This is a genomic window from Rhizobium ruizarguesonis, assembly GCF_017357285.1.
Classification (GTDB): Bacteria; Pseudomonadota; Alphaproteobacteria; order Rhizobiales; family Rhizobiaceae; genus Rhizobium; species Rhizobium ruizarguesonis.
The window spans coordinates 1,876,941-1,902,949 of record NZ_CP071678.1; the positions used below are offsets into that span (position 1 = coordinate 1,876,941).

Genomic DNA, 26,009 nt, shown 5'->3' on the forward strand with positions numbered 1-26,009 from the left:
GCGGGCAAAGTCTCACACCGCTCCACGTCTTCGCTCGCGCTTGTGGCGCACTTCCAGCGCCGCGCAGCCCCAGACCGTGCCAAGCAACAGATAGACATGGCGCCAGTGGTCGATGTCGATGACGTTGCCGATTGTCGCATGGCCGAGAACCGAGATCCAGGCGATCATCAGGAAGGGCTGCCACGGCCGGTCGAGCAACAGGTTTCGAAAGCCGAGAGCCAGCGTCCAGAGAAGCATGCCGACATAGCTGATGAAGCCGAGCCACCCATAGGAAGTAAGCGATTTCAGCCAGATATTGTGCTCGTCCTCGGGAAACATCGTGCCGAACACCAGCGGGCCGATGCCGAGCGGGCGCTCCATCATCATGGTGAAGCCGATCCGGTGGCGCTCGAAACGGCCGAGATGTTCGCCGTCATATTGCTGCACCAGCTGGGCGCGCGCCGAAAACAGTTCGGCGACCTTTGGGATCTGCAGCGCCACCAGCAGCGAGGCGACCAACATGATGATCGCCGCCAGCGACAGGACCAGGACTCGCAGGCGAAAAGCGCCGCTGCGCTCCTTCAGCAGCATGATGAAGATCAGCAGCACCACGCCAAGCGCGAAGAGCCCCCAGGCGGCGCGGGAAAAGGAGAGGAAGATGCCGAGCGCAAGCACGAGCAGGGCGGCAGCCTTCAGCGGCGATCTCTTCAGGTCGCCGACCAGGATACCGTGGACGAGATAGAGCGATGGCGGCACCAGGAAGGGGCCGAAAACATTCGGATCCTGGAAGGCGCCCTTGGCGCGGTCGTAGAGTGTGAAGATTTCCGCGCCCGGAAAGGCGTGGAAATAGCCGAGTATGCCGAGCGCGGAGGTGGCGACGGCGGCGAAGGTCCAAGCGTTGAAGATCAGCGGCAGCCGCTTGTGGCTGTCTTCGATGATCGCCGCGTAGAACACCGCCGTCAGCGCCAGAAAGGTCGACACCGCGATATAAATCGGCGCCGTCGCCAGGTCCTTCATCTGCGTCAGCGACAGCATGCCGCCAATATTGAAGGTGAGCAAAAGGGCGAGCAGCGGCGCCACGCCGCGCGATATCCGGAGGCCCAGGATGAACCAGAGGCCGATCAGCCCGGCCATCCAGAGTTCATAGGGCGCCGGCTCGTCGATCACGAAACCGGAGAGGAACACACCGAAGGCGACAAAAGCCGAGCCGATCAGGCGCAGCGTCATCCGCTGCGGTTGGGCGACACGGGGATATGTCGCCTCGATCGCGCTCAATAGGCGTTTTCCGTGTTGAGCAGCCGGATCGGCGTCAGGAACAGGATCTTGAGATCGAACCAGAGCGACCAGTTCTCGATGTAATAGAGGTCGTAAGCGGTGCGGAACTTGATCTTCTCGTCATTGTCCACTTCGCCGCGCCAGCCGTTGATCTGTGCCCAGCCGGTGACGCCGGGTTTGACCCGGTGGCGGGCGAAATAACCCTCGACGACATCGCCGAAGGCGCGGTCGCGCGCCTGGGCGAGAACGGCATGCGGACGCGGGCCGACGAGCGAGAGATCGCCTCTCAGCACGTTGAAAAGCTGCGGTAGTTCATCGATCGAGGTCTTGCGGATGAAACGGCCGACGCGGGTGACGCGCGGATCGCCCTTGGTGACTGCGGCCTTGCCCGTGGGGTCGGCCATGTTGGTGTACATCGAGCGGAACTTGAAGACGTTGATGATTTCGTTGTTGAAGCCGTGGCGCTTCTGCATGAAGAAGACCGGGCCTTCCGACGTCGCCTTGATGGCGATCGCGGTCGCGACCATGATCGGCCAGAGCAACGCCAGTGCGACGAGCGTGAAGAAGATGTCGAAGCCGCGCTTGGCGACGGAATCCCAATCGCGGATCGGCTTCTTGAAAATGTCGAGCATCGGCACCGAGCCGACATGCGAATAGGCGCGCGGCCGGAAGCGAAGCCGGTTGGCATGCGCGGCAAGGCGGATATCGACCGGCAGAACCCAGAGCTTTTTCAAAAGGTCGTAGATACGGGCCTCGGCCGACAGCGGCAGGGCGATGATCAGCATGTCGATGCGCGTCAGCCGTACGAATTCGACGAGTTCGGCGACGGTGCCGAGTTTCGGATAACCGGCGACCATGATCGGCGAGCGCTTCTCGCCGCGGTCGTCGAAGATGCCGCAGATGCGGATGTCGTTATCGGCCTGCTGTTCGAGGACGCGGATCAGATCCTTGGCCGGCTCGCCGCCGCCGACGATGACGGCACGGCGTTCCATGATGCCGTTGCGCGCCCAGTTGCGGATGCCGTAGGCGACGAGGAAGCGCTCGGCAGCGAGGAAGAGAGCGCCCGCAGCGAACCAGACGATATAGGCATCGACCATCGGCGATGTCGTGCCGCGAAGAAGTACGAACAGGCCGGTGGTGAGGACAAACGCGATCGTCCACGCAACGAGGATGCGCGGTATCAGCCGCAGCTTGGAGCGAAGTGCCGGAATTGTGTAGGTATCGGCAAGCTGCAGACTGATGACGGTCAAGGCCGAGGCAATCGCCGCCATGCCCGCCCGCATCAACGGGGAATCGCCGCCGTCGCCGGGGCTGAAACAATAGGTGATCAGAGCTATCGCAAAGAGCGCCAGGAATTCGAGCAGCCGCAATTGCCCGATGATGATCGTTGGCGAACGGGTTCCGTCACGGAACTGTTCGGCGATCTGCCGGGCGTAGGGGTTGATCTCAGTCGGATCAGAAGGCTTCTCCTGACCCGCTTCGCCGCGCACCTCGATGTCGGAAACCTGCTTGCGCAGTGCGTCCACGTCGAATTGATCGCCTTTTTCCAGCTTGTTCATGGGGTTTCATCGCTCGTTGTTACCCAAGCGAAATAGCAGAAAGCCCCTAAGAAATATTTACGAGGCGGCGGGCATTGCTTGGTCGGCAGCGGGATTGACCAACTCGTGGTACAATTTCAGGACATCGCGTGCCATGACGGCGGAAGAAAACACCGCCTTCACCGCTTCGGGCTTCGGCATCGTCCTGGCGTGCCAGTCGGGCGTGCTCAGCGTTTCCGCCATGACGCGGGCGAGATCATCGGAATTGCCAGGCTCCACCAGCGCCGCGCTGTCCGCGCCGAGCACCTCGGGAATGCCGCCGACACGGCTTGCGATGATCGTCTTGCCGGCGCCGAGCCCCTCGAGCACGATGTAGGGCATGGCTTCGGCGCGTGAGGGAACGACGAGGTTCTGCGCCATGGAGAAGGCTTCGTGGACCCGCATTGCCGGCAGCATGCCGATGCGTTTGCCAAGGCCGCGTTCGACCATCATCTCGCGGTAGCGGTCGCGGTCCGGTCCGTCGCCGATCATCAGCGCTGACAGCGGCCTGCCGAGCAGCCGTTCGGTCTTGGCAAAGGCATCGACAAACAGATCGGGACCCTTGAGGTCCCGAAGCATTCCCACATAGATGAAATGCACGGCATCCGAGCGGGTCGGGATCGGCTCGAAATCGCGCTCGCCGATGCCGTTGTAGATTAGTCTTGTCTTCGTCCGCGGTCGGCCGACCTTGCGCGCATAGATGTCACGCTCGTATTCGCAGATGAAGACCAGCGCATCGGTGAAATATTCCTGCAGGCGCTCCATCCTGAGGACGAACTGTCCACTGAACGTGGAGCGCGAATAATGCAGGCTTCCGCCATGCGCGGTATAGAGGCGGGCTACGCGATACCTGTTCACCCGCAACGCTGAGCCGGCAAGTCGCGCGAGCACGCCGCCCTTGGCGCCGTGTCCGTGCAGCACATCCGGCCGCAAACTTTTGATTTTCTTATATGTATCCCACATCGTCGCAATGTCGGACGGGCTGATCGAGCGCCGGATCGGGACGCGTGTCAGGCCGAGCGAGAGATAGGGACGGATATCGTCGAACAGGCTGTCCTCGTACTCGCCGCCGGTCGAGCTGTCGCAGAGGATGCCGATTTCATGACCCGCCTTGCTGTGCTCCTCGACGAGATCGCGAACATGGCGGAAAATTCCACCGACCGGCGACCTGAAGCAATGGAGGATGCGGAGCGGCTGCTGATTTGCCATCGCTCAGAAAAGCCGTTCGCGAACGTAGATCGTGTCACCTGCGATGATCGGCCCCGATATGTTGATGCGGCCGGTCAGCACCTGTCCATTGATCTTGCGGGTGACATCGACCATACGCTGGTTGGCGCGGCTGCTGAAGCCGCCGGCAACGGCGATGGCATTCTGCACCGTCATGCCGGGAACATACGCGTACTGGCCGGGCTGGCCGACTTCACCCATGATGAAGACCGAACGGTAGCGATCGACATCGATGGTGACATCGGGATCGCGAAGATAGCCCTGTTGCAGTTTCTGGGCGATCTGCCCCGAGAGTTGCTGCAGGGTTCGCCCGCGGGCAGGGACCTGGCCGATGAGCGGGAAGGCGACATAGCCGGCCTGATCCACCGTATAGGTGTTGGTCAGGCTCTGCTGGTCGAAAACGGTGATGCGCAGTCGATCGCCACTGTCCAGCGTATAGGGTTGGATAGTGGCTTCGTTGAAAGCCTTCGGCGCCGGCTTGTACGTCGTGCAGCCGCCCAGTGCTGCCGTCATGGCTGCAAGGCTCAGGGCCAAAAGGATCTTGGGCTGGACGAAAGACATCCGTTTGTGCTCACAAAAATGAACTCGGTGAAGTCGTTATCGATCCGTTAGGGTTAATGCCCGGTAAAGGGCGCTTGTAATTTCCGGGTTTCCTTGATCGATCATCGCTCATTTCTTGGCAAGCTTGTCATTAACCGTTGAGTTACCATGGTCGTTTACGCTTACGGCACCTTTGTTGTGGAGTAAGAGCATGTCCGGCGTAGCTCGTGATCAGGATGTGGACATAGACCTTGGCCAGTTGGTCCGTGCGGTCTGGGCGCGCCGTCTGCGGATTTTGACAATCACGCTCGTGGGCGCGGGCGTCGCCTTTGCCGGCGCCAAAATCATGTCGCCGCAATATCGCAGCGAAACACGCATCCTCATCGAACCCCGTGCGCCGGCCTTCGCCAGCACCCAGCAGATCAACGACGCCAGCGCCGGTCCGCTGATGGACGAACTGAACATCGCCAGCCAGGTGCAGCTTCTGCAATCGGCCGATCTCCTCAAGAAGGTCATCAACGACCTGAAGCTTTATAACCTGCCGGAATTCGACGATGCCGCCAGCGGCTCGGCGATGAGCAGTATCCTGGTGAAGCTGCATCTGAAGAAGAACCCGCTGGAGAACCCGCCGGAAGAGCGCGTCATCGACGCGTTCGTCGAACGCCTGCAGGTCTATCAGGTGCCGGGTTCACGCGTCATCGGCATCAATTTCACCTCCAAGGACCCGAAGCTCGCGGCCGCCATCCCGAACGCCATGGCGAACGTCTATCTTTCGACCCAGAGCGGCGCCAAGCTCGATTCCAACTCCGAGGCGACCCGCTGGCTGGAGCCGGAGATCGAGGGCCTGCGCCAGAAGGTCAGCGAAGCCGAGAAGAAGGTCGCCGAATATCGCACGTCGCACGGGCTGTTGCAGACGAACGGCACGACCACTTTTCCGGCCCAGCAATTGAACGATATCTCCGCCGAGCTGACCCGCGTGCGGGGCGACAAGGCCAATGCCGAGGCGCGGGCGCAGGCGGTGCGAAACGCACTGTCCTCGGGCGAGGCCTTCGATACGCTGCCGGACATCATGTCCTCACAGGCGATCCAGCGGCTGAAGGGGACGGAATCCGGCCTGCAGTCGCAGATCTCCGATCTGCAGACCAGCCTTCTCAACAACCATCCGCGGCTGAAAAGCCTGCGCGCTCAGCTCTCCGATATCCGCACCCAGATCCGTCAGGAGACGCAGAAGATCCTGGCGAGCATCGAGAATGAATCCAAGGTTGCGGATCTGAGGGCGAACGAACTGGAACGCCAGTCCGACACTGCGCAAGCCAACAGCGCCCGCGCCGGCGAGGACGAGGTCGGTCTGAATGCGCTGGAGCGCGAGGCGAACGCCCAGCGCCAGTTGCTCGAAACCTATCTGGTGCGCTACCGCGAGGCCGCCTCCCGCGCCGACAGCAATTCGAGCCCAGCGGACGCCCGTATCGTTTCCAGGGCCGTCGAGCCGGTCGATCCCTATTTCCCGAAGGTAGTGCCGATCGTCGTCGTCGCTGCCGTCGCGACGCTGATCATCAGCGCCATCGTCATCATGCTGTCCGAACTCTTCAGCGGCCGGGCGCTCCGCCCGACAGATGCGGCCCTGGAGGCAATCGAGGCAGAAGCGGTCGTCGAGGAGAAGCATGTGCCTAAGGCCGCTCCGACCGCCGCTGCCGCCAGAAAGCCCGTCCAGCCGAGCATGCTTGCCGTTGTCGCGGACGGAGAGGATACGATCGAGGACGTGAAGGCCGCCGAGGAGGTGCCAGAGGACGAGCCGGAGGACGAGAATGAATTCTCCGTCGCCTCAGTTGCAGACTATCTCACCGGCAGCCGCGCGCCGCTGGCAATCGCAATATCTCCGACCGGCGACAATGGCTCGGCGGCGACGGTTTCGCTGACCCGCATGCTCGCCGACGCCGGCCGTCGCGTCATCCTGATCGACATGACCGGTTCCGGCTACCCCACAGAACTGATGGCCGAGGACCAGGCCGCTCTCGGTGTCACCGATCTGCTTTGCGGCGAGGCCGCCTTCGGCGATACGATCCACGGCGACCGCCTTTCCGATGCCCATCTCATCCCTCAAGGCCAGAGCGATGTGCGCCGCGCTATGCGCGGTGTCGACAGGCTGTCGTTGCTGCTCGATGCACTCGCCGCCGCCTACGACCTCGTGGTGGTCGAATGCGGTTCGGCCGATGTCGCCGGCGTCTCGCGGCTGACGCGCAGCCGGGACGTCGAGATCATCCTCTCGCTGCCTGAGGTCGAGGAGACCATCTTCGTTGCGCTGATGACGGAATTCCAGGCTGCAGGCTATGGGCGCGTCGTGCTGATGTCGGGCGGCGAAGGGGTCGAGCAGACACTCGGCCGGGCTGCTTGAACGGTTAGCCGATCTGTGCCCGGATGCCCTGGGCGAATTTATAGAGCTTCGGGCGCGCCTTGATATGCGCCTTGCCGCGGGTGACGATCCGGTGTGCGGCGCCGGCGATCACACCGAACGGCGAAACCGGCAGCACCACGTCGTAGTGTGCGGTCTCGATCGGCGCCCAGGAGCGCTTGTAGGTCTGGTCGCCGAGGCCAAAATCAAAAAGCGCGATAGCCTTGCCATGCAATCCCGAAATGGTCTGCCAATAGAGGAATTCGCCGGGGCTCGTATCCGCCACGAGCTCTTCGTCGATCGCGCCGAACTGGCAGATGATGTGGTCGCCCTTGCGCGAGATGCCTGATATCGCGGCGATCTTACCCTCATGCGCGCCCTTGAGCCGGAGCACATGCATCTGCAGCCCGAAATACTGCTTGCTGTCATCCAGCTTGTCGAGCAGGCCGTGCAGGAAAGCCTGCGTTTCCCTGTTGGCGAAGACGTCGGGTAGGCCGAGGCTGGCGAAGCGGGCGCTCTTCAGGCGGAAGAAGATATCGAGCAGACCGTGTTGTTCTTCCGATGTCTCGGGAACGACATATTCGAAGCCGCCGGCCGCCTCGAGGCGCTTCGACTGAACACGAAATTTCTTGCGCCGGTTCTTGGCATTGAGCTGCTTCAGTGTGTCCTCGAAAGCGGGAAGGAACGGCAGCTGATAGGCGTGATTCTGATTCTGCACCATCGGCAGCCCCTTAAGCGGGCTCTCTCGCCCGCGCCATTCCAGCGGAATGTTCTGCAGCAGTAGCAGATCGGCCCGGCCCTTGAGCGCCTGCTGAAGCTGGCCGGCGAACTTGCCGGTATCGATGGTCCCGCCGCTTTCTGCAAAATCCTCGGAGAAAAGGCCTGTATTGATGTTGCTGTGATCGGCGGCGATGAACTTCGCGATGGCGAGCCCCCGGGACTTGACGATTTCGACCGGCAGAATGAAAGCCGTCTGGCCTGCGTGGATGCCTTTGAGGATCGCCAGCGGCCGCTGGAAAGCGCTCACCCAGGCGGCGCACCAGTCGTAGCTCTGATGGAGTGATTGGAGATTGTCGCGCTCCAGCGCCCGCCACTCGTCCTCAAGCGGCTGCATCGTGTCGAAGACTTCGATGTCGATTTCAGCCATGGCGAGTTTCATGCTCAGCTGGCGCAGGCGCGAAATGGCCGTATCGGCCAGCGCGTTGTCGGACGGCTGTTCATGGACATCGAGCTTTTGCGTCTGCACGGTTTTCTCCGGTCAAGAATGCTGAACGGGAAGGTAGGTATGGCAGACGTATATTTGGTTTAACCGCACCCGATGGGCGAGGTTTTCCGCAGATCACGGTTATTCGGCCGTTAATGGCCCTAAAGCATGTCGCACAAAAGTGTGCAGCGGTTTTGCGACAACGACATGCGTAAAAACAAAGACCTAAAGCGCGACAAGCGAATCTGAAAGATCGCGACGCGCTTTAGCGCTGCGGGGGGCCGGCCATCCATTTGATGATCACCATCGCCGGCAAGACCCATAGCAGGCCGGTGAGCAGGAAGTAGAGCAGATGTCCCCACCAGGGCGCATTGCCAAGCGTTGCCACCGCGATCGTATTCGCCACCAGCGCATAGACGAGCACGAGCACGATGATGAGGATCGTGCCGATGAATTTGCGGAGGCGTACGGGCATCGGTTATCTCTCGGCATGGACGGGTCGAACCGGCGCGACGGCATGCCGCAAAGGTTCGGGGCTTGTTTTGCATGAGCCGGTGGGGCAAATCAACTGCCGGATAGAAGGAGACATCATGGCCGTCGCAAACCCGACCACGGAACAGGCGATCCTGAGCGAAGTGCGCAAGCAGAACCGCGACCGCCGCGCCTTGCGCCTCTGGCTCGGTTTCGTGCTTTTGGCGCTCTTCTGTCTCGTGCTCGTCGGCGGCGCCACGCGGCTGACCAATTCCGGTCTGTCGATCACGGAATGGAAGCCGATCCACGGCGTCATCCCGCCGCTGTCGGCTGCTGAATGGGAGGAGGAATTCCGCCTCTACCAGCGCATTCCCGAATTTCAGCAGCTGAACGACTCCATGACCGTCGATGAGTTCAAAGGCATCTTCTGGTGGGAATGGGCGCACCGGCTGATCGCCCGCGGCATCGGCGTGATCTTCGCGCTGCCGCTCATCTATTTCTGGCTGACGGGGCGGATCGAAAAACGTCTGCGCTGGCCGCTCGTCGGCATCCTGGCGCTCGGCGGCCTGCAGGGTTTTATCGGTTGGTGGATGGTATCCTCGGGCCTGTCCGTCCGCACCGACGTCAGCCAGTACAGGCTCGCAACGCATCTTGTCATGGCCTGCCTGATCTTTGCCGGTTGCATGTGGATCATGCGCGGTCTCTCCAGACATTCCGACGATCCGGCGCCGGCACGAAGCTCGCGCGGTTTTGCCGCCGCGATCGCCATTTTTGCGCTGTTCCAGATCTATCTTGGCGCGCTGGTGGCGGGCCTCGACGCCGGTTTTTCCTACAATACCTGGCCTCTGATGGATGGCGCCGTCATTCCCTCCGATCTGCTGATCCAGCAGCCCTTCTGGATCAATGCCTTCGAGAACCCGAAGACGGTGCAGTTCATCCATCGCATCGGCGCCTATACGCTGTTCGCACTGACGCTGATCAACATGGTGATCGCCCTTCGCGCAGCACCTTGGACCACCCATGCACGCCGAGCCGTCCTGCTCTTCGCGCTGGTGACGCTGCAGGCAGCGATCGGCATAGCCACGCTGCTGATGCAGGTGCCGCTTCACTGGGGCCTGCTGCACCAGGCCGGTGCGCTTGTGGTTTTCGGCTTCGCCGTCGCCAACTGGCGCGGCTTTTACGGCGAATATCCGCACGGGACGATGATCGCCGAACGCGACTGAAGCGAGCGGCCCTCTCGGGGCGGATCTACCGCAGCACGCTGTCGAGCAGCGGCATGCCGATGATCGCGGCGGCGGCGATCAGGATGTAGCAGGCGATGCGGAAGGTCCGCTCCTCGGCAAGCCCGAACAGTTTCGAGCCGCCGTAAAGCCCGACCGCATAACTCGGCAGGATGACGGCGGTGAGCGCGAAGACGGCAGGCACGAACAGTCCGCCGACATAATAGCTGATGGCGCTGAAAACAGACGAGATCGAGAAATAGAGAACGACATTCGCCCTGACGCGGGTGAAGTCGCTTTTGCCGCCAAGCCAGTAGGCGACGACCGGCGGTCCGCCGAGCTGCGCGGCGCCGCTGAAAAGCCCGGCGATCAGGCCGATGCCGCTGGTGAGCGGTGCGGACGCCTCCCCGTGATAGCGCCATCCCGATACCAGTAGCGCAAGCAGGCAGATGGCGATGATCGTGATACTCCAGCGCAAGAGCATCGGGTCGAGCAGCGCCAGCATCGCCGTGCCGGCCGGCACGCCGAGGGCGGCCCCCGCCGCCATGACGAAGACCTCGGGTCGGTTGGCGCCGCGCCAGGCGGAAGGGATCATCCCAAGCGCCGCAATGCCGTCGATGACGAGCAGGATCGGCGAGATCAGCTTCGGCCCAACGATCGCGCCGCCGAGCGGAATGAAGATCAATGCGGCGCCAAAGCCCGAAAAGCCGCGGGCAAGCCCGGCGATGAAGGCAAACGTCATCAGCGCATAGATGCCATGATCGGGCAGGGCGGCGGCAAACCATGCGCTTACGCCAGCGATAAGCGCATCGAGCGTCATGACGTCAGGCTCCGTGATTCGGGATTGGCAGCGAGGAGGGTCTCGCTCTCATAGCCCAATCATCATCGATGATCGAGCCGAAAGCCATGCAACGGCCGCCGAGGCAAACGGCCGCTAGAAAGATCCTGATGAAGACATCGACACAAGCTCAAGCGGCATCCACGCGGCTGCCGGTCGCGCCTCACGACGCGAGCATCAGGTCCATGTTCTGCACAGCAGCGCCCGAGGCACCCTTGCCGAGATTGTCGAGCAGCGCCACGAGGTTCACCTGCGATGCACCTGATGTGCCGAAGACGAAGAGCTTCATCGTGTCCTTGCCTTCGAGCTCGACGGCGTTGACGCGGGACAGGGCCTTGCTTTCGGCCAGCGGCACGACACTGACAATATCCTGGCCGGCATAATGGGCGACGAGTGCGGCATGAATGCTTTCCATCGTCGTGCCCTCGGCGAGAACGTCGAGATGCAGCGGCACCTGCACGATCATGCCCTGCGCGAACTTGCCGACCGACGGCGAGAAGATCGGTGCGCGATCGAGCAAGCCGTGCACGGTCATCTCGGGCACGTGTTTATGGGTGAGCGGCAGGCCGTAGAGGAAATGCGGCGCGGTGATCGCATCCGGGTGATCCGGGTTTTCCATCTGCGCGATCATCTGCTTGCCGCCGCCGGTATAGCCGGAGACCGCGTTGACCGTGATCGGATAGCCGTCCGGCAGAATGCCGGCGGCGCGCAGCGGCCGGATGAGGCCGATCGCTCCCGTGGGATAGCAGCCGGGATTGGCGACGAAACGGGCGGCCCGGATCCTGTCGGCCTGCGCACCGTCCATTTCGGCAAAGCCATAGGCCCAGCCGGGATTGACGCGGAAGGCGGTCGAGGTGTCGATGACGCGCACATTGTTGTTGGCCGAAACCATCTGCACCGCTTCCTTCGATGCATCGTCGGGCAGGCAGAGAATGGCGATATCGGCGCTGTTCAGCATGTCCTCGCGCATGGCGGCGTTGCGCCGCTCGGCTTCGGGTATGGACAGAAGCTCGACATCGCGGCGGCCGGCCATGCGCGTGCGGATCTGCAGACCCGTCGTGCCGTGTTCGCCGTCGATGAAGATTTTCGGTGCCATGTTAAACCTGCGCTTTCAATGGGTTCTGAAGGTTTCCGGATTCAGTTTGAGGATAATAGGTCAGCCTTGTGACACGGCGATGGCGCGTCGCTCCGCATGAAGCCCCAGCATATACATTGCGACCGTTGCCCCCGCAATGGCGGTGATATCGGCATGATCGTAGGGCGGCGATACCTCGACGATGTCGGCGCCGCGGATATCGAGCTGGTGCAGACGCTGCAGCACCGAGAGGATCTTGGCGCTTGACGGTCCGCCTGAAACCGGCGTGCCGGTGCCCGGCGCAAAGGCAGGATCGAGGCAATCGATATCGAAGGTGAGATAGGCCGGCGCCCCGCGCGTATGGGAGATGATCGCCGAGGCGATATCGCTGGCGCTCATCTCCTCGACTTGGTGACCGTAGAGAATATTGACGCCGCAATCCTCCGGCGCATGGGTGCGGATGCCGATCTGGATCGAGCGGTCGGGATCGATAATGCCTTCGCGGGCGGCCCGCGCCACGAAAGAGCCATGGTCGATGCGACGTTCCTCGTCGAACCAGGTGTCCTGATGGGCGTCGAACTGCACGAGCGCCAGCGGCCCATGTTTTGCCACATGGGCTTTCAGCAGCGGCCAGGTGACGTAATGATCGCCGCCGAGCGTCAGCAGGAAGGCGCCGCTGTCGAGAATGACATTCGCCTGGCGTTCGATAGCGGCTGGAGTGTCCTGATGATTGCCATAATCGAGCAGGCAATCGCCGTAGTCGATCACCGCCATTTCCGCGAAGAGGTCGCGGTTGAAGGGATATTGCGCATCATTGTCGAAGATCGCCGAGGCGCGCCGGATCGCCTGTGGCCCGAAACGTGTGCCCGGCCTGTTCGAGGTCGCGGCATCGAAGGGAATGCCCCAGACGGCGACGTCGACGCCGGTGAGCTCCTTGGTGAAGCGGCGGCGCATGAAGGACAGGGCACCGGCAAAGGTCGGATCGCTGGCGGCGGAGGTGAGGCTGGTTGCCGTGAAGGCGTGGTCAATCGATCTGTTCGCCAAGTCATGCTCCTTTTTCCGGTCGCAAAACCATAGTCGCGTCCGATACGGACACTGCATTGCAGGATCGCCGTTCGACGCCAGAGCGTTGGGCGGCGGGTCTCTCGCGAAGAAATTGGCCGATCTCCCGCGCGCAGAAAGGGGTAGGCGAGGTGGGAACAGATTTCAAGCAATCGTTCGGACGACGGCCGCTCGTTATCATCGAGCGACCGTCATTTGTCCGCTGCCTATCTGGCCGGCCCCCGCAGGCACCACAATCCAGCCAGCGTCGTCAGCGCCGTCGCTGAGACATAGCCCGCGAGCGGCCAGGCGCTGTCACTGCCGAGCAGAATCACGAAGAAGGTTCCGGCAAAGCCGACGATGATGCTCGCGACGCAGGAATAGAGCGCGACCGCAGTTCCTGCCGTGTCGCCAAAGGCGTCGAGCGCGCCGTTGGCGGTGACCGCCGTCGCAACGACGATGCCGATTGCGATGATCCACATCGGCACGACGAAGCTGACGAGGGAAGGCTGCAGAAACAACTCTCCGAAGACAAGCAGCACGGCGCCGAAAAGCAGCACTGCCATGCCTCTGGCAAGGCTGCCTGCAATGCCCCAGCGCATGACGAAGCGTTTGGCGAAACGCGCCGTCACGATCATCACCAGCGCCACCGTGGCAAAGACGACGCTGAAGCCGATGCCGGAGAAACCCGCTCTATCGATCAGGACACGGGGTGCCGTCGAGAAGAAGACGAAGAAGGCGCCCATCGCCGTGCTGAAGCCGCCCGTATAAACCCAGAAGGGAAGGCTTGTAAGGATCGGGCGGAGAGCGATCTTCGCGGTGACGGCAGGGCGGGTTTCGTGCCACCGCATGCTGGCGTTGAAAAGGGTGGCAACCGAAAGGAGGCCGATGACGAGGAAGATGGCGCGCCAGCCGAAGCGATCCGCGATCAGGGCTCCGATGATCGGGCCGAGTGCGGGCACGAAAGAGAGGATGGAGCCGAGAACGCTATAGATCGTGCTGCTTTCGGGACGCCCGGCGTAGACGTCACGCACTGTGGCGAAAGTTGCGACGAGGGTCGCCGACGCGCCGACTGCCTGCAGCAATCTCAAGACCATAAAGATCGGCGCCGACGAGGAGCCGGCAAGCAGGAAGGATGAAGCGGCAAAGAGTGCAGCACCTCCAAGCAGGACGGGCCGTCGTCCGACAATATCGGAAATTGGGCCGAAGACCATTTGGCCGACACCGAGCACGAGCATGTAGAGGCTGAGGGTCAGTTGGATGACGGACGGCGAAGTGCCGAGCGCCTCCGGCATGACCGGCACGATCGGCAGATAGATATCCATGGCAAGCGAAGCCAGGATGTCGAACGGTGCCATCAGCAGCAAGGCTGCCGGCAGCGAATAGGTCCAGGGCTGGATTTTGGGATAAGACATGGGAAAGAACCCGCTCAAATGATTTCATTCGGCGGCGATCTGTCTCTTCATCAGTATCGGGATTGGCCGGACAGACGCCGCAACAACAGGGCAGAGTTGTTGCGGCCTATTTGTCTGCGGACTTGGTTGTTCCCATGATTCGACCCGTAAATGTGGCTTCGCTCATTCCCGAAGCGCTTTGCCAAGTATCTACCAGCAGAGCTGGAATGCGACAATGGCATGCCGGCACGCTTCCGATTGGTTTAAACAGCGCAAAACAAAAAGGCCGGGTTGCCCCGGCCTTCGTAAATTCCGTCTGTCCGAAGCGATTAACGCTTAGAGAACTGGAACGAGCGGCGGGCCTTTGCCTTGCCGTACTTCTTGCGTTCGACGACGCGGCTGTCGCGGGTCAGGAAGCCACCCTTCTTCAGCACCGCGCGAAGGCCCGGTTCGAAGTAGGTGAGCGCCTTGGACAGACCGTGGCGAACCGCACCGGCCTGGCCGGACAGGCCGCCGCCGGCAACGGTTGCGACGATGTCGAACTGGCCGTCGCGGGCAGCCGCGACGATCGGCTGACGCAGAATCATCTGCAGCACCGGACGGGCGAAATATTCCGCGAATTCCTTGCCGTTGACGATGATCTTGCCGGAGCCCGGCTTGACCCAGACGCGGGCGACAGCGTTCTTGCGCTTGCCAGTCGCGTAGGAGCGGCCGAGCGAGTCGACCTTGCGGACGTGGGCCGGAGCAGCAGCTTCGGAAGCTGTGCCGAGATCCTTCAGGGAGGAGAGGTCAGCCATATCAGGCGCTCCTTACGTTCTTTTTGTTGAGCGCGGCAACGTCGAGGGCGACCGGCTGCTGGGCTTCATGGGGGTGGTTGGAGCCGGCGTAAACGCGCAGGTTCTTCATCTGGCGACGGCCGAGCGGGCCACGCGGAACCATGCGTTCGACGGCCTTTTCGAGGACGCGCTCCGGGAAGCGGCCTTCGATGATCTGGCGTGCGCTGCGTTCCTTGATGCCGCCAGCATAACCGGTGTGCCAGTAGTAGACCTTGTCGGAATACTTCTTGCCGGTGAAAACGACCTTGTCGGCATTGATGACGATGACGTTGTCGCCGTCGTCAACGTGAGGCGTGAAGGTTGCCTTGTGCTTGCCGCGCAGGCGCATAGCGATGATGGAAGCGAGACGGCCAACGACCAGCCCTTCGGCGTCGATGATCACCCACTTCTTCTCCACCTCTGCAGGCTTCTGGGAGAAGGTTGCCATAGTGAATACTCTCTTTTGGGACCCTTGGCCCGAGGGCTTGAAGGGCGTTTCTTGTTGCTTGGATTGGCAGGCTAAAGGCATGCCAAAAAGAAAGCAGCCCGGATAGGCTGCGTTCTGGCGCGGTGTATAAAGGGAATATGACATTAGGTCAATATCGACTTCCCGAAGGTTTGGAAAAATTATGAAGTAAAAACAAATACTTAAATATGTGGTATTTTGATACCTCATATTTCCGCGGTCGCGGACTGCTACGCCTGACGTTTTTCACGTCGTCTCTGCCGGTTGAAATCGCGTCCCACGGTCGAAAGCGGCTCTTAACCTTTGAACGCGCGCAGGCATTTCATCATTTCGCGAAGGCCGCGCGTCAGATGTTTGTCCCGGCGCAGAACCATGCCGAGGCGGCGCGTGAGCCGCGGGTTCAGCGATGATGTCGTGACGAGGCCGGCGCGGTCGCGCTTCAGCGCCAGCCCCGGCAGGATCGACCAGCCGAGCCCCACGGCCACCAGCTCCTTGATCGCCTCGATGCTGCCGAACTCCATCGCAGGTCGGATCCTGGTATCCGGGGCGGCCAGCCATGCGTCGATTGCCCGCCTGGTATTGCCTCCCTCATAAAGCAGTAGTGTCCTGTCGCGCATGAAGGCGGCGTCCGGTCCGCCTTCGGGCATAAGGCTGCCTGCCGGAGCGACGGCCAGCAATTCCTCCTCGTAGAACGGTTCGATCTCGAAGTTGCGTCCCGAGGCGGGCAGGGCGACGACGGCGATATCGAGGCTATTGGCCTCCAGATCGCGCAGAATGTCGTCGGCATCGCCGATGCGGACGGTGATTTCGAGGCCGGGCATGGATTTTCTGGCAACGGCGATGGCGCGAGGAAGCAGATGGATCGATGCCGTGCCGCCACTGCCGATGCGCACGCGGCCGCTAGCGCCATCTCTGTACGGCATCATCGCTTCTTCCGCAGCGGCCGATTCCTGGAGCAGCCGCCTTGCATGCACGAGCAGGTCGAGGCCTGCCGCGGTCGGCTGCGCCCGCCGCCCGACGCGTTCGATCAGCCGGACGCCGAGCCGCTGCTCGAGCCCCTTGACCTGCAGGCTGACGGCCGGTTGCGTCAGGCCTTCCTTGTCGGCCGCAGCCGTAAAGCTTCCGAGATCGGCGACATTGACGAAGGTGGCGAGCTGCTCGAGGTGGAGAGGCATACCAAAGAGATCCTTATGCATAGCATAATATCCATAAGCTTCTTTCGCGGCATCTTCCAGCGCATCTTTCACCCGTTCAAGAAAGGACGAAGCGATGGCTCTGGAATTAAGCGGGATCTTCGAAACACCTCGCGATATCATTCGGTCGAAACTTCGCGGGATGGCGCGCTGGTGCCTGCGGCTGCTGGCGGCCATCGAACATCACCTCGAAAAGCGCCGCAGCCGCCGCACGCTCTTAGAACTCACCGACGACGAGCTTTGCGATGTTGGTCTGACTCGTGCGCAGGCGAGGGCCGAGACATCGAAGTCATGGTTCTGGTCCTGACGTCAGCGGCCCATGCGTGAAGAGCGGATCCTGCTCGAAATTGCCGGCGCCTTGTGGCAAAACGTCTGCCTGGAATCGAGGCAGGGAGAGCATCATGGCCGAAATCGTATCCTTCCCGGACGCAGCCAGAGCGGAGGGGGGCGGATTGCTGACCCGCTCGCTGCGCGACGGCGTGCTGCGGCTGGTGCTCGACAACCCACCGGCCAATGTGCTTTCGATCGCGCTTCTCGAAGCGCTGATGGAAGAGCTCGAGACGGCCGGGGCGGAGCCGGATGTGCGTGTCGTCGTCATCGCCTCGACCGGCAACGTCTTTTCCGCGGGACATGATCTGAAAGAGCTGACGGCCCATCGCGCCGATGAAGATCAGGGTGCCGGTTTCTTCGAAAAGACCTTTCGGCTCTGCGCCGATCTGATGCTGAAGATCGCGCATCTGCCGAAGCCCGTCATTGCCGAGATCGATGGGCTGGCGACGGCTGCAGGCTGCCAACTCGTTGCCTCCTGCGATCTGGCGATCTGCACGGATAGTTCGACATTCTGCACGCCGGGCGTCAACATCGGCCTGTTCTGTTCGACGCCGATGGTGGCCGTTTCCCGTGCCGCGCACCGCAAGCAGGCGATGGAGATGCTGCTGACCGGCGAGACGATCGACGCCTCGACTGCCAAGGATTTCGGCCTCGTCAACCGTATCGTGCCGAAGCAGTATCTGGCGCAGGTGGTTTCCAAATATGCGGCTGTGATCGCCAGCAAGTCACCGCTGACGCTGAAGATTGGCAAGGAAGCCTTCCACCGGCAGCTCGAACTGCCGGTGGAGGCGGCATATGATTATACCGCCAGGGTGATGGTCGAGAACATGCTGACGCAGGATGCGCAGGAAGGGATCGGCGCCTTCCTCGGCAAGCGTAAACCTGAATGGAACGGCGAGTAATCACGCAAGCTTCAGAACCAGCCCGCCGATCGCGATGACGACGCCGGCGACGTAGCGCCAGATGCTGGCTTTTTCCTTGAAGACGGTGATCGAGATCACCAGCGCAAAGAGGATCGCGGTCTCGCGCAGGGCTGCAACGGTCGCGACAGGGGCTTTCGTCATTGCCCAGAGCGCCAGCCCGTAGGAGGCGATCGAGCCGGCGCCGCCGATGAGGCCGCGCCACCAGTTGCGGCGAACGTGACGCACGACTGCGAAAGCGCCGCGCTGCGACACCGCCCAGGAAAACAGCAGCCCCGGCGGCAGCAGCGACATCCACAAAGTGTAGGAAACCGCATTCCCGGAGATGCGCGCGCCGATGCCGTCGACATAGGTGTAGCTGGCGATGACGCAGGCATTGGCAAGCGAGAGGACGACAGCGCGGCGGCTGCCGCGCCGCGCCTCCAGGGCGAGCGTCAGGACGCCGGCGCAGATCGTCATCGTGCCGGCAAGCGCGCCGCCGGAAAGATTTTCCTTGAGGATGAAACCGCTTGTCGCGGCGATCAGGAGAGGAGCGCAGCCACGCATCAGCGGATAGACGAGGCCGATATCGCCGGCCCGATAGGCGGCGGCGACCAGCTGGAAATAAGCGAATTGCAGGATGGCCGAGGCGCCGATGAACGGCCATGCCGAGGCGTGTGGCAGCGGCAGGAACGCCAGGAACGGCAGTGCCGAAACGGCGCCGCCGGCAGAGATCAGCGCCGCATCCAGGGATTTATCGCTCCCTGCCTTGACGATGGCGTTCCATGTCGCGTGCAGCAGTGCGCCGAAGAGAACAAGCAGGATAACGTCGAGAGGCAAGGGAGTAAGTCCGGATAGGATGAGAGGAAGCGGAATACGCCTCGCCTTCGGCGTCTCAAATTCCTGAAAAGACAACTGGGATTTGCACGAAAACGTACGGCTGCGGTCGCTTATGCGTTGATATGCCGAATAGCATCCTTTCAGTATGTGAACAATGGTGGGGCATTGGAGCAATTTTTACGTGCGCGCGACATACGTTCAATCCACGCGAAGCTTTCAACTATGAGATGTTTCTAATGGACGAGGGAACAAAGGGCGGCATTATCACGAACAAAAAGAGAAAATATCTGCGGGAATTCGGGGGGTGATTATTCTATGCTGCTGAAATATAGATATTATTCTATAGCTTTGACATACGGGAAAATTGAAGCTTTTGGTTGTGCAATCTTCAAGAGATCGCAGCGCGGAATTGCGCTCAAACCTTTCGCAAACGCGAAAGACGTACAGTTTCGGCGGCTGTCACGACGGCGAAAAAATCAAAGCTGATGATGCGGAACGAAGAGCATCCCGTCAAGGTTGTCTATGCTCTGGCAGTTCAGTACCTGGCAGCGGGGATTGTCTTTCGAGGGGATATGCGTCCATTCCGCATAATCGGTCGCGTCGCAATAATTGCTGTTGCGGACATAGCGATCATAGAGCGGCAAGCCACGCGGAGACTGGTAGCGGAAGATGACGGCGCCTTGATTGTGGATGGCAGCGCGCACGCTGGCACAGCTCATGGCGAGCGGATTGTAACGCGAGATCGCCAGCGCCGGGGATGCGGCGAGCACGAGCATGAGGGCAAGAGCGATTTTTTTCATCGAATCATCCTCAGGGAGTAGCTAATTCATATATACGAAAGAGACACGCCGCCGGTTTCACGAAAACGCAAGAAAACATGTCGGCTGTGCCGAAGGGCTTTCGGGAATGGAGAAGCGGACATGAATCACGACGCCTACACGGATGAATACCTCGCCGGAATTCTGCATTCGGTAAAAACCATCGCGCTGACCGGCGCTTCGCCCAATCCGGCCCGGCCGAGCAACGGCGTCATGGGCTATCTGCTGTCGCGCGGCTACGAGGTCATTCCTGTCAATCCGGGGCAGGCGGGCAAACAGATCCAAGGCCGTACCGCTTATGCCCGGCTCGCCGACATTCCCGTGCCGATCGACATGGTCGACGTATTTCGCGCCTCAGAATATCTGGATGGGGTGGTCGAGGAGGCACTGGCGCTGGGACCGCTGCCGAAGATCATCTGGGCCCAGCTTGGTGTCCGCGACGATGCGGCTGCGGCAAAAGCGGAGGCCGCCTGCATCCAGGTAGTGATGAACCGCTGCCCTGCGATCGAGTATCCTCGTCTTATTGCCTGAGTTGCGGTCCGCTGAGACGGATTTTCCACCGAACGCCCATGGGTTGAAACGGATCGCGGTTAACTTTCGTCCGCGAGCGGCTATGATCCCCCCCGTTCAACAATAACGGGAGGACGGCATGGCCAAGAATGATCCGGGATTCAACACGCTGGCGATCCATGCGGGTGCGCAGCCCGACCCGACGACCGGTGCGCGGGTAACGCCGATCTACCAGACGACCGCTTTCGTCTTCAATGATTCCGATCATGCCGCCGCCCTCTTCGGTCTGCAGGCCTTCGGCAACATCTACACCCGCATCATGAACCCGACGCAGGCGGTGCTTGAGGAGCGCGTCGCAGCGCTCGAGGGCGGCACGGCAGCCCTTGCCGTCGCTTCCGGCCATGCGGCGCAGGTGATCGTCTTCCACAACATCATGCGCCCCGGCGAGAATTTCATCGCTGCCCGCCAGCTCTATGGCGGCTCGGTCAACCAGTTCGGCCATGCCTTCGAGAATTATGGCTGGCAGGTGCGTTGGGCCGATGCCGCCGATCCGGCAAGCTTCGAAAGCCAGATCGACGAGAAGACGCGCGGCATATTCATCGAAAGCCTGGCCAATCCCGGCGGCACCTTCGTTGATATCGCGGCGATTGCCGACGTCGCCCATCGCCACGGCCTGCCGCTGATCGTCGACAATACGATGGCGACACCCTATTTCATCCGCCCGATAGAGCGCGGTGCCGACATCGTCGTTCATTCGCTGACGAAATTTCTCGGCGGCCACGGCAATTCCATGGGCGGCCTCATCGTCGACGGCGGCACCTTCGACTGGTCGAAATCCGGCAATTACCCGATGCTGTCGAGCCCGCGGCCGGAATATAACGGCATGGTGCTGCACGCGACCTTCGGCAATTTCGCCTTCGCGATCGCCGCCCGCGTGCTTGGCCTGCGCGACCTCGGGCCGGCGATCTCGCCCTTCAATGCCTTCCTGATCCTGACCGGTATCGAGACGCTGCCGCTCAGAATGCAGCGCCACAGCGACAATGCGATCGCCGTCGCCAAATGGCTGAAGGCGCACAGCAAGATCGCCTGGGTGAATTATGCAGGCCTCGACGACGACCCGAACTACGCCCTGCAGCAGCGCTACTCGCCGAAGGGCGCCGGCTCCGTCTTCACCTTCGGCCTCAAGGGCGGCTACGAGGCGGGCAAGACGCTGGTCGAGGGTCTGGAGCTCTTCTCCCATCTCGCCAATATCGGCGACACCCGCTCGCTCGTCATCCATCCGGCCTCGACGACGCATCGGCAGTTGAGCGACGAGCAGAGGATCGCCGCCGGCGCCGGGCCTGACGTCGTGCGCCTCTCCGTCGGCATCGAGGACGTCAAGGACATCATCGCCGATCTCGAACAGGCACTCTCGAAGGTGTGATGCCGTTCGTCGCAAACGACGGCTTTGCTTTGGGATAGAAGCGGGCGCAGGACGCAATCCGCGCTCGCTGTTTAAAGCATGTCGCGCAGAAGTGTGCAGCGGTTTGCGATAACGATATGCGTAAAAACAAAGACCTAAAGCGCGATAAGCGAATCTGAAAGATTGCGACACGCTTTAGTATTTGATGTCTCGCGAAGTCTTGCGTCCTTGCTGCTTGGCAGCCCGCTTGTCCTGACGGCACGCCGAGTTGCTCTTCTCGTTGTCGGCGCGGCATGCCTGCTTTGTTTGTCGTGAATTCTGACGCGTCTCCTGTTTGACGTCGCGCCCTGCGCGGCGGCGTTGCGCTTGTTCTGTCGCCCACGGCACTCCTGGCAAACCTGCAAGGAATATCGTAGCCACCAAAGCAGTGAGTAAAGGCTTGAATTCAAGCATTGTCCGTCCTCCCATTGAAGATCTTGGGAAGCCTATGCCGCTACATGCGGCACGCGAACTCGCGAGCATTCTGGATGCTCGGCATTTGTTCGCGGTCATACGTTTCTAGGCAGGGGTTTCCCGTTCAGGCACTCACGCCACCATGGTGGCATGAGTGCCCTTGGCAGCGGCTCAATGCCGCCGCCATGGCAGCTTTGCTAAGACTTGGAGACTGCTTCTATCGCGTTCGCCAGCGTAGAATCAGCGTTAGTCTTGCAATAGCCGGCGATTTTCTCCGCGTTGGCATGGGCTTTGTCACCGTCCACCATGGCGTTGCCGGCTTTGCCGTGGACATAGCCGTTCACCCACATGGCCACGCCAATGGTCTTGGCGGCAGGCATGGCGCCCACTTCCTTGCAGGTGAGCTTCGACATGTCCATTTCAGCGGCCGCCGCCTGGCCAGCCAACCCGATACTTGCAACTGCGAGTGCGATTGAAAAAAAGCGCTTCATGGTCGTCCTCCCAAAGAGCCTTGGCCCTGACCGGGACAAGTGCTTGTGCATGTGTGGATTTGCGCTAGAAAACTGGGCCAATGCCGTGATCAGGACCGATCACGGTCAGAACCGCGCAGTTTAGGGGCAGCTAATAATAGCGCGATCCTGCCACAGATGCACGCAAAAATCTAAGCGTTACGATAGATGCGATGGGTGACGGTGAAAACAGTTGCTTCGTGCAATTTCCCAGAGCCCTGAAGCGTCCAGTCCGTTCGTCGGCGCGGGAGTAGTGCAAGAAGAGCCCTGCACATTTGGTGCTTGGTTATGGGTATTCGATGAACCTATTTTGTTGTTGAGCACCTGAAAACCTTATGATTTCAAACGGTGGATTGCTAAATGTATGTGACGAACCGCAACTGAGATGGCAAATTTCATTTCCTTCAGCATCGACGGCGTCGAACCCGAGTTCGGCGCTCCGGAGCCCGGCCGTATCATCTCCGGCGATCCGCATTTCCGCACCTGGAGCCTGGAGGAAGCCGAAGGCGGCCTCTATTCCGGCGTCTGGGAGGCGACACCAGGCAAATGGCGGATCGTTTATGAGGAATGGGAATATTTCAGCCTGTTGTCCGGCCATTCGATCGTGACGGAGGATGGCGGCGAGCCAGTTCATCTCAAGACGGGCGACCGGATGATCCTCAGATCCGGCTTCAAGGGAACGTGGGAAGTCGTTGAAACGACTCGCAAGGACTATGTGATCAAGGTTTAAGCGGGCCAGCAAACCGACGTTGGCGATTCCGGGTTTGTCCCGATTTGCGGCGATGATAGCCCATATGGCTGCGCTTCTTTCCCGGATAGAATGCTTTTAACCATTCCCATTAATCGTGCCTACATCGTCAAATGCTAAACCTTGTCTGCAGCGCATTGCGGACATGAAGTCTCCTGCCGTCACACAGACATGGCCTTGCAATCGATCTTTTCGGAATTTGCATGTCGTCGAATCTTGCAGGTAGATACGTTCGGACCCAGACGTCTTCCATCATTGCGACAACCGTCTTCTTCCTTGTCGTCGCCCTCGTACTGACCGGCCTGGTGGCACATGTTGTCATTACGATGACCCGGTCGGCGAACGAAATCGATGATGCCAGGGCCAGTCGCGCCGCCCGCGCGGCAATCGGTGCGTTTGTCAGTCGCCTGAGCGCGACAACGACGGATAATGCGGTATGGGATGATGCCTACAGCGCTGTCTCATCTTCGGCTGCCGCGGATTGGGCCTATGAGAATTGGGGAAAAACCAGCGAGGATTACGCGCTCTATGATGGAGCGATCGTGATCGGCCCTGACCGGTCTTCGATCGTATCCGCATATGCCAAAGGCAAGCCCTTTCAGCCGAGCGCGTTTTTCGGAGAAGGCTTTTATCAGCAGATCAATGTGGCTGCCGATCCGGGGCGGGCGCCAGTGGTCAATTTCATCAAGACCGAAAGCGGTATCGCGCTGATCGCATCGCAGGCAATCCAGCCTTTCGAGGCGACCGCCGAGCTTCCGAAACCTAGCACGCTGAGTTTCTACAAGGAATTTACATCGGAAGTTCTCGACACGCTCTCGAACGAACATGAACTTGAAGGCTTACACCTTGAGACGACGCCTAAGCCGGAATTCCTGAACACGCCGATCACCGACCTGAAGGGAGCTGTCATCGGCTACCTCGTCTGGCCCAGCAAAGCGCCGGGAACCGCCGTGTTTCATCAGGTCTACCCCTATGTCGCGGCCGCTATCGTCATCCTCGCACTGTTCCTGATCGGCGTTCTGCTGGTTGGCGCTTCCGAGGCGCGGCGCCTGCGCCAATTGGCGCAAACAGCGATTTTCGAAGCCGACCACGATAACCTGAGCGGTCTGTTGAACAGACACGGGCTTCTCAACCTATTGGAAGAGCTGGATAATTCGAGCTCTTCGCCACATCGGCTTTATCTGGTCGACCTTGATGGCTTCAAGGCCGTCAACGATGCCTGGGGCCATGCGGTGGGGGACGATTTGATCCGGCTGGTCTCGAAGGCGCTAACCGGCTGCCACCCCGAAATCATTGCCACGGCGCGGCTCGGGGGCGATGAATTTGCGCTGGTGCACGTCGGTTCCGCCATGTGCGGAGAGATGGAAAAGACGATTTTGGCGCTGTTTGCCGAGCCCTTCAAAATCGACGGACGAACGATCGAAGTTGGCGCAAGCATCGGGGCTGCTGTTCGCAACGGCGACGTCCCGCCCTTGGAGCTTCTCCGCAGAGCGGACATGGCCCTTTATCGTGCCAAGGCAAATGGCCGAGGCCAGGCGATCGAATACGACCCCGAACTGGACCGGGAACGCCAACGGGTCGCCGAACTGGAAGGCCTGTTGAAGAGCGCTATCAGCAGTGGCGCAATTGAAGCCGTTTTCCAACCTCTTGTCTCTGCCACGACCGGCGCTGTGACCGGTCTTGAGGCACTGGCGCGCTGGCGCACTGCAACGGGAAACATCAGCCCGGAGATTTTCATCCCTCTTGCCGAGAGGTGCGGCCTCATCGATGCACTCGGCGTTCATATGTTGAGAACATCGATCGAGCACGCCAAGAGCTGGCCCGATCTGGCATTGTCGGTGAACGTTTCGCCGATCCAGCTGTGCAATCCGGAATTTGCCGCCGAAGTGATCTCGGTCCTGCGGGAGCTCGATTTCAGTCCAAGGCGTCTGACATTGGAGATCACCGAAGGCGTCCTGATGACGAATCCGGACCAGGCGCGGCGGTCGATAGACCAACTCAAGCGCGTCGGCATCAAATTCGCGCTTGATGACTTTGGCTGCGGCTACGCAAGCATTGGTGCATTGCGGCAGTTTGGGTTCGATCGCATGAAGATCGACCGCTCGCTCGTGTCTGCTCTCGACGAAGGCGGAAATGGCGCCGATGTGCTTCGGGCAACCATTTCGCTGGCAACCGCTTTGCAGATTCCCGTTACCGCGGAAGGTATCGAGAACACCCGCCAGGCGACGATCCTGCGCGATGCCGGCTGTGATCAGCTTCAAGGATATCTGATCGGAAGACCTATGTCGGCACATGACATATCCAGCAAGCTGGAAGAAGAGTCAGCCGCGTGATGCCGTCGTAGCATCTCCAAGCCTGAGATGGACGTCCGCGTCGAGCAGGCGCTGCGCTCGGCAGCGCTCTGGGACGAGGTCAAGGACAAGCTGAAGGGCAGTGGCCTCGGCCTTTCCGCCGGTCAGCAGCAGCGTCTCTGCATCGCGCGTGCCGTAGCACTTCGCCCCGAGGTGCTTCTCTCGACGAGCCGACCTCCGCCCTCGACCCGATCTCGACCGCCAAGGTGGAAGAGCTGGTCGCTCAGTTGAAGGCGGATTTCACCATCGTCATCGTCACTCACAACATGCAGCAGGCAAGCCGCATCTCCGACAACACCGCCTTCATGTATTTGGGCGAGCTGATCGAATACGGCCCGACCGCCGAGATTTTCCAGTCGCCGAAGGTCAAGCGCACGGAAGACTACATCACCGGCCGTTACGGCTGATCCGCAGTCCCGGGATCGCTTCAGCGATGCCCGAAGGA

25 protein-coding genes and 1 pseudogene are annotated in these 26,009 nt (G+C 60.9%); 9 read left to right on the forward strand and 17 right to left on the reverse strand.

Annotated features, from left to right (window positions below):
• Positions 1 to 12: 12 nt before the first annotated feature.
• Genes J3P73_RS09310 through J3P73_RS09325 form a run of 4 tightly spaced genes read right to left on the reverse strand, consistent with a single transcriptional unit; the run spans position 13 to position 4,619 of the window.
• Entirely contained in the window at positions 13 to 1,254 is a 1,242-nt protein-coding gene (locus J3P73_RS09310; RefSeq protein WP_130691054.1) for an O-antigen ligase family protein, read from the reverse strand.
• Entirely contained in the window at positions 1,251 to 2,813 is a 1,563-nt protein-coding gene (locus J3P73_RS09315; RefSeq protein WP_018069431.1) for an undecaprenyl-phosphate glucose phosphotransferase, read from the reverse strand. The genes J3P73_RS09310 and J3P73_RS09315 overlap by 4 nt, the downstream gene beginning before the upstream one ends.
• A 57-nt stretch (positions 2,814 to 2,870) precedes the next feature.
• Positions 2,871 to 4,040 carry a glycosyltransferase family 4 protein gene (locus J3P73_RS09320; RefSeq protein WP_024321140.1) on the reverse strand — a complete coding sequence of 390 codons (1,170 nt, stop codon included), beginning with the start codon at positions 4,038 to 4,040 and terminating at the stop codon, positions 2,871 to 2,873.
• A gap of 3 nt (positions 4,041 to 4,043) precedes the next feature.
• Positions 4,044 to 4,619 (reverse strand): polysaccharide biosynthesis/export family protein, encoded by a 576-nt coding sequence (locus J3P73_RS09325; protein ID WP_130681477.1) that lies wholly within the window; start codon positions 4,617 to 4,619, stop codon positions 4,044 to 4,046.
• A gap of 190 nt (positions 4,620 to 4,809) precedes the next feature.
• Here J3P73_RS09325 and J3P73_RS09330 point away from each other — a divergent pair, with 190 nt between their 5' ends.
• Positions 4,810 to 6,990 (forward strand): GumC family protein, encoded by a 2,181-nt coding sequence (locus J3P73_RS09330; RefSeq protein WP_130655165.1) that lies wholly within the window; start codon positions 4,810 to 4,812, stop codon positions 6,988 to 6,990.
• Positions 6,991 to 6,994: 4 nt separating this feature from the next.
• Here J3P73_RS09330 and J3P73_RS09335 read toward each other — a convergent pair whose 3' ends face one another.
• A complete protein-coding gene (locus J3P73_RS09335; RefSeq protein WP_207579899.1) occupies positions 6,995 to 8,233 on the reverse strand; it encodes a GNAT family N-acetyltransferase in 1,239 nt (412 codons plus the stop codon).
• Between the two features lie 223 nt (positions 8,234 to 8,456).
• Positions 8,457 to 8,666: a DUF2842 domain-containing protein gene (locus J3P73_RS09340; RefSeq protein ID WP_018483581.1), complete on the reverse strand. Its 210-nt coding sequence runs from the start codon at positions 8,664 to 8,666 to the stop codon at positions 8,457 to 8,459.
• A 115-nt stretch (positions 8,667 to 8,781) separates the two neighbouring features.
• Between J3P73_RS09340 and J3P73_RS09345 the strand changes: the two genes are divergently transcribed.
• Positions 8,782 to 9,885, forward strand: coding sequence for a COX15/CtaA family protein (locus tag J3P73_RS09345; protein ID WP_018483580.1), 1,104 nt, complete (start codon positions 8,782 to 8,784; stop codon positions 9,883 to 9,885).
• A gap of 25 nt (positions 9,886 to 9,910) precedes the next feature.
• On the opposite strand, the gene J3P73_RS09350 is transcribed toward J3P73_RS09345, so the two are convergent.
• The 7 genes from J3P73_RS09350 to J3P73_RS09380 form a co-directional block, all read right to left on the reverse strand.
• Positions 9,911 to 10,702, reverse strand: a complete 792-nt coding sequence (locus J3P73_RS09350; RefSeq protein WP_018069438.1) for a sulfite exporter TauE/SafE family protein — start codon at positions 10,700 to 10,702, stop codon at positions 9,911 to 9,913.
• Positions 10,703 to 10,883: 181 nt separating this feature from the next.
• Positions 10,884 to 11,816 (reverse strand): N-acetyl-gamma-glutamyl-phosphate reductase, encoded by a 933-nt coding sequence (gene argC / locus J3P73_RS09355; RefSeq protein ID WP_130691052.1) that lies wholly within the window; start codon positions 11,814 to 11,816, stop codon positions 10,884 to 10,886.
• A gap of 60 nt (positions 11,817 to 11,876) precedes the next feature.
• A complete protein-coding gene (gene speB, locus J3P73_RS09360; RefSeq protein WP_018069440.1) occupies positions 11,877 to 12,839 on the reverse strand; it encodes an agmatinase in 963 nt (320 codons plus the stop codon).
• Between the two features lie 224 nt (positions 12,840 to 13,063).
• Positions 13,064 to 14,251, reverse strand: coding sequence for a CmlA/FloR family chloramphenicol efflux MFS transporter (cml, locus tag J3P73_RS09365; protein WP_207579900.1), 1,188 nt, complete (start codon positions 14,249 to 14,251; stop codon positions 13,064 to 13,066).
• A gap of 308 nt (positions 14,252 to 14,559) precedes the next feature.
• Positions 14,560 to 15,027 carry a 30S ribosomal protein S9 gene (gene rpsI, locus J3P73_RS09370; protein ID WP_018069442.1) on the reverse strand — a complete coding sequence of 156 codons (468 nt, stop codon included), beginning with the start codon at positions 15,025 to 15,027 and terminating at the stop codon, positions 14,560 to 14,562.
• A 1-nt stretch (position 15,028) separates the two neighbouring features.
• On the reverse strand, positions 15,029 to 15,493 hold the full coding sequence (gene rplM / locus J3P73_RS09375; protein ID WP_018069443.1) for a 50S ribosomal protein L13: 465 nt from the start codon (positions 15,491 to 15,493) through the stop codon (positions 15,029 to 15,031).
• 314 nt (positions 15,494 to 15,807) lie between these two features.
• A complete protein-coding gene (locus J3P73_RS09380; RefSeq protein ID WP_197729674.1) occupies positions 15,808 to 16,707 on the reverse strand; it encodes a LysR family transcriptional regulator in 900 nt (299 codons plus the stop codon).
• Between the two features lie 73 nt (positions 16,708 to 16,780).
• Here J3P73_RS09380 and J3P73_RS09385 point away from each other — a divergent pair, with 73 nt between their 5' ends.
• Both J3P73_RS09385 and J3P73_RS09390 read left to right on the forward strand, forming a co-directional pair.
• Positions 16,781 to 17,011: a DUF1127 domain-containing protein gene (locus tag J3P73_RS09385; RefSeq protein ID WP_130691046.1), complete on the forward strand. Its 231-nt coding sequence runs from the start codon at positions 16,781 to 16,783 to the stop codon at positions 17,009 to 17,011.
• Positions 17,012 to 17,105: 94 nt separating this feature from the next.
• The gene (locus J3P73_RS09390) at positions 17,106 to 17,936 is read left to right on the forward strand and encodes an enoyl-CoA hydratase (protein WP_130691044.1); all 831 of its coding nucleotides are present in this window, start codon (positions 17,106 to 17,108) and stop codon (positions 17,934 to 17,936) included.
• On the opposite strand, the gene J3P73_RS09395 is transcribed toward J3P73_RS09390, so the two are convergent.
• Together J3P73_RS09395 and J3P73_RS09400 are read right to left on the reverse strand one after the other, a co-directional pair.
• Entirely contained in the window at positions 17,937 to 18,773 is an 837-nt protein-coding gene (locus J3P73_RS09395) for an EamA family transporter (RefSeq protein WP_130691042.1), read from the reverse strand.
• A 476-nt stretch (positions 18,774 to 19,249) separates the two neighbouring features.
• Entirely contained in the window at positions 19,250 to 19,573 is a 324-nt protein-coding gene (locus tag J3P73_RS09400; protein ID WP_130686223.1) for a hypothetical protein, read from the reverse strand.
• Between the two features lie 120 nt (positions 19,574 to 19,693).
• On the opposite strand from J3P73_RS09400, the gene J3P73_RS09405 reads away from it, so the two are divergent.
• Positions 19,694 to 20,122, forward strand: coding sequence for a CoA-binding protein (locus tag J3P73_RS09405; RefSeq protein WP_130691040.1), 429 nt, complete (start codon positions 19,694 to 19,696; stop codon positions 20,120 to 20,122).
• Between the two features lie 118 nt (positions 20,123 to 20,240).
• Positions 20,241 to 21,524 (forward strand): O-acetylhomoserine aminocarboxypropyltransferase, encoded by a 1,284-nt coding sequence (locus J3P73_RS09410; RefSeq protein WP_130691038.1) that lies wholly within the window; start codon positions 20,241 to 20,243, stop codon positions 21,522 to 21,524.
• 174 nt (positions 21,525 to 21,698) lie between these two features.
• Here the strand turns inward: J3P73_RS09410 and J3P73_RS09415 are convergent, their stop codons facing one another.
• Positions 21,699 to 21,956: a hypothetical protein gene (locus tag J3P73_RS09415; protein ID WP_207579901.1), complete on the reverse strand. Its 258-nt coding sequence runs from the start codon at positions 21,954 to 21,956 to the stop codon at positions 21,699 to 21,701.
• Positions 21,957 to 22,153: 197 nt separating this feature from the next.
• The gene (locus J3P73_RS09420) at positions 22,154 to 22,447 is read right to left on the reverse strand and encodes an HdeA/HdeB family chaperone (RefSeq protein WP_018069452.1); all 294 of its coding nucleotides are present in this window, start codon (positions 22,445 to 22,447) and stop codon (positions 22,154 to 22,156) included.
• Between the two features lie 403 nt (positions 22,448 to 22,850).
• On the opposite strand from J3P73_RS09420, the gene J3P73_RS09425 reads away from it, so the two are divergent.
• From J3P73_RS09425 to J3P73_RS09435, 3 genes and pseudogenes are all read left to right on the forward strand, one after another.
• The gene (locus tag J3P73_RS09425) at positions 22,851 to 23,195 is read left to right on the forward strand and encodes a cupin domain-containing protein (RefSeq protein WP_018069453.1); all 345 of its coding nucleotides are present in this window, start codon (positions 22,851 to 22,853) and stop codon (positions 23,193 to 23,195) included.
• Positions 23,196 to 23,416: 221 nt separating this feature from the next.
• The gene (locus J3P73_RS09430) at positions 23,417 to 25,546 is read left to right on the forward strand and encodes a bifunctional diguanylate cyclase/phosphodiesterase (protein WP_130691036.1); all 2,130 of its coding nucleotides are present in this window, start codon (positions 23,417 to 23,419) and stop codon (positions 25,544 to 25,546) included.
• A 12-nt stretch (positions 25,547 to 25,558) separates the two neighbouring features.
• Positions 25,559 to 25,971 (forward strand): annotated as a pseudogene (locus J3P73_RS09435) (phosphate ABC transporter ATP-binding protein); the annotation flags it as partial.
• Positions 25,972 to 26,009 lie beyond the last annotated feature (38 nt).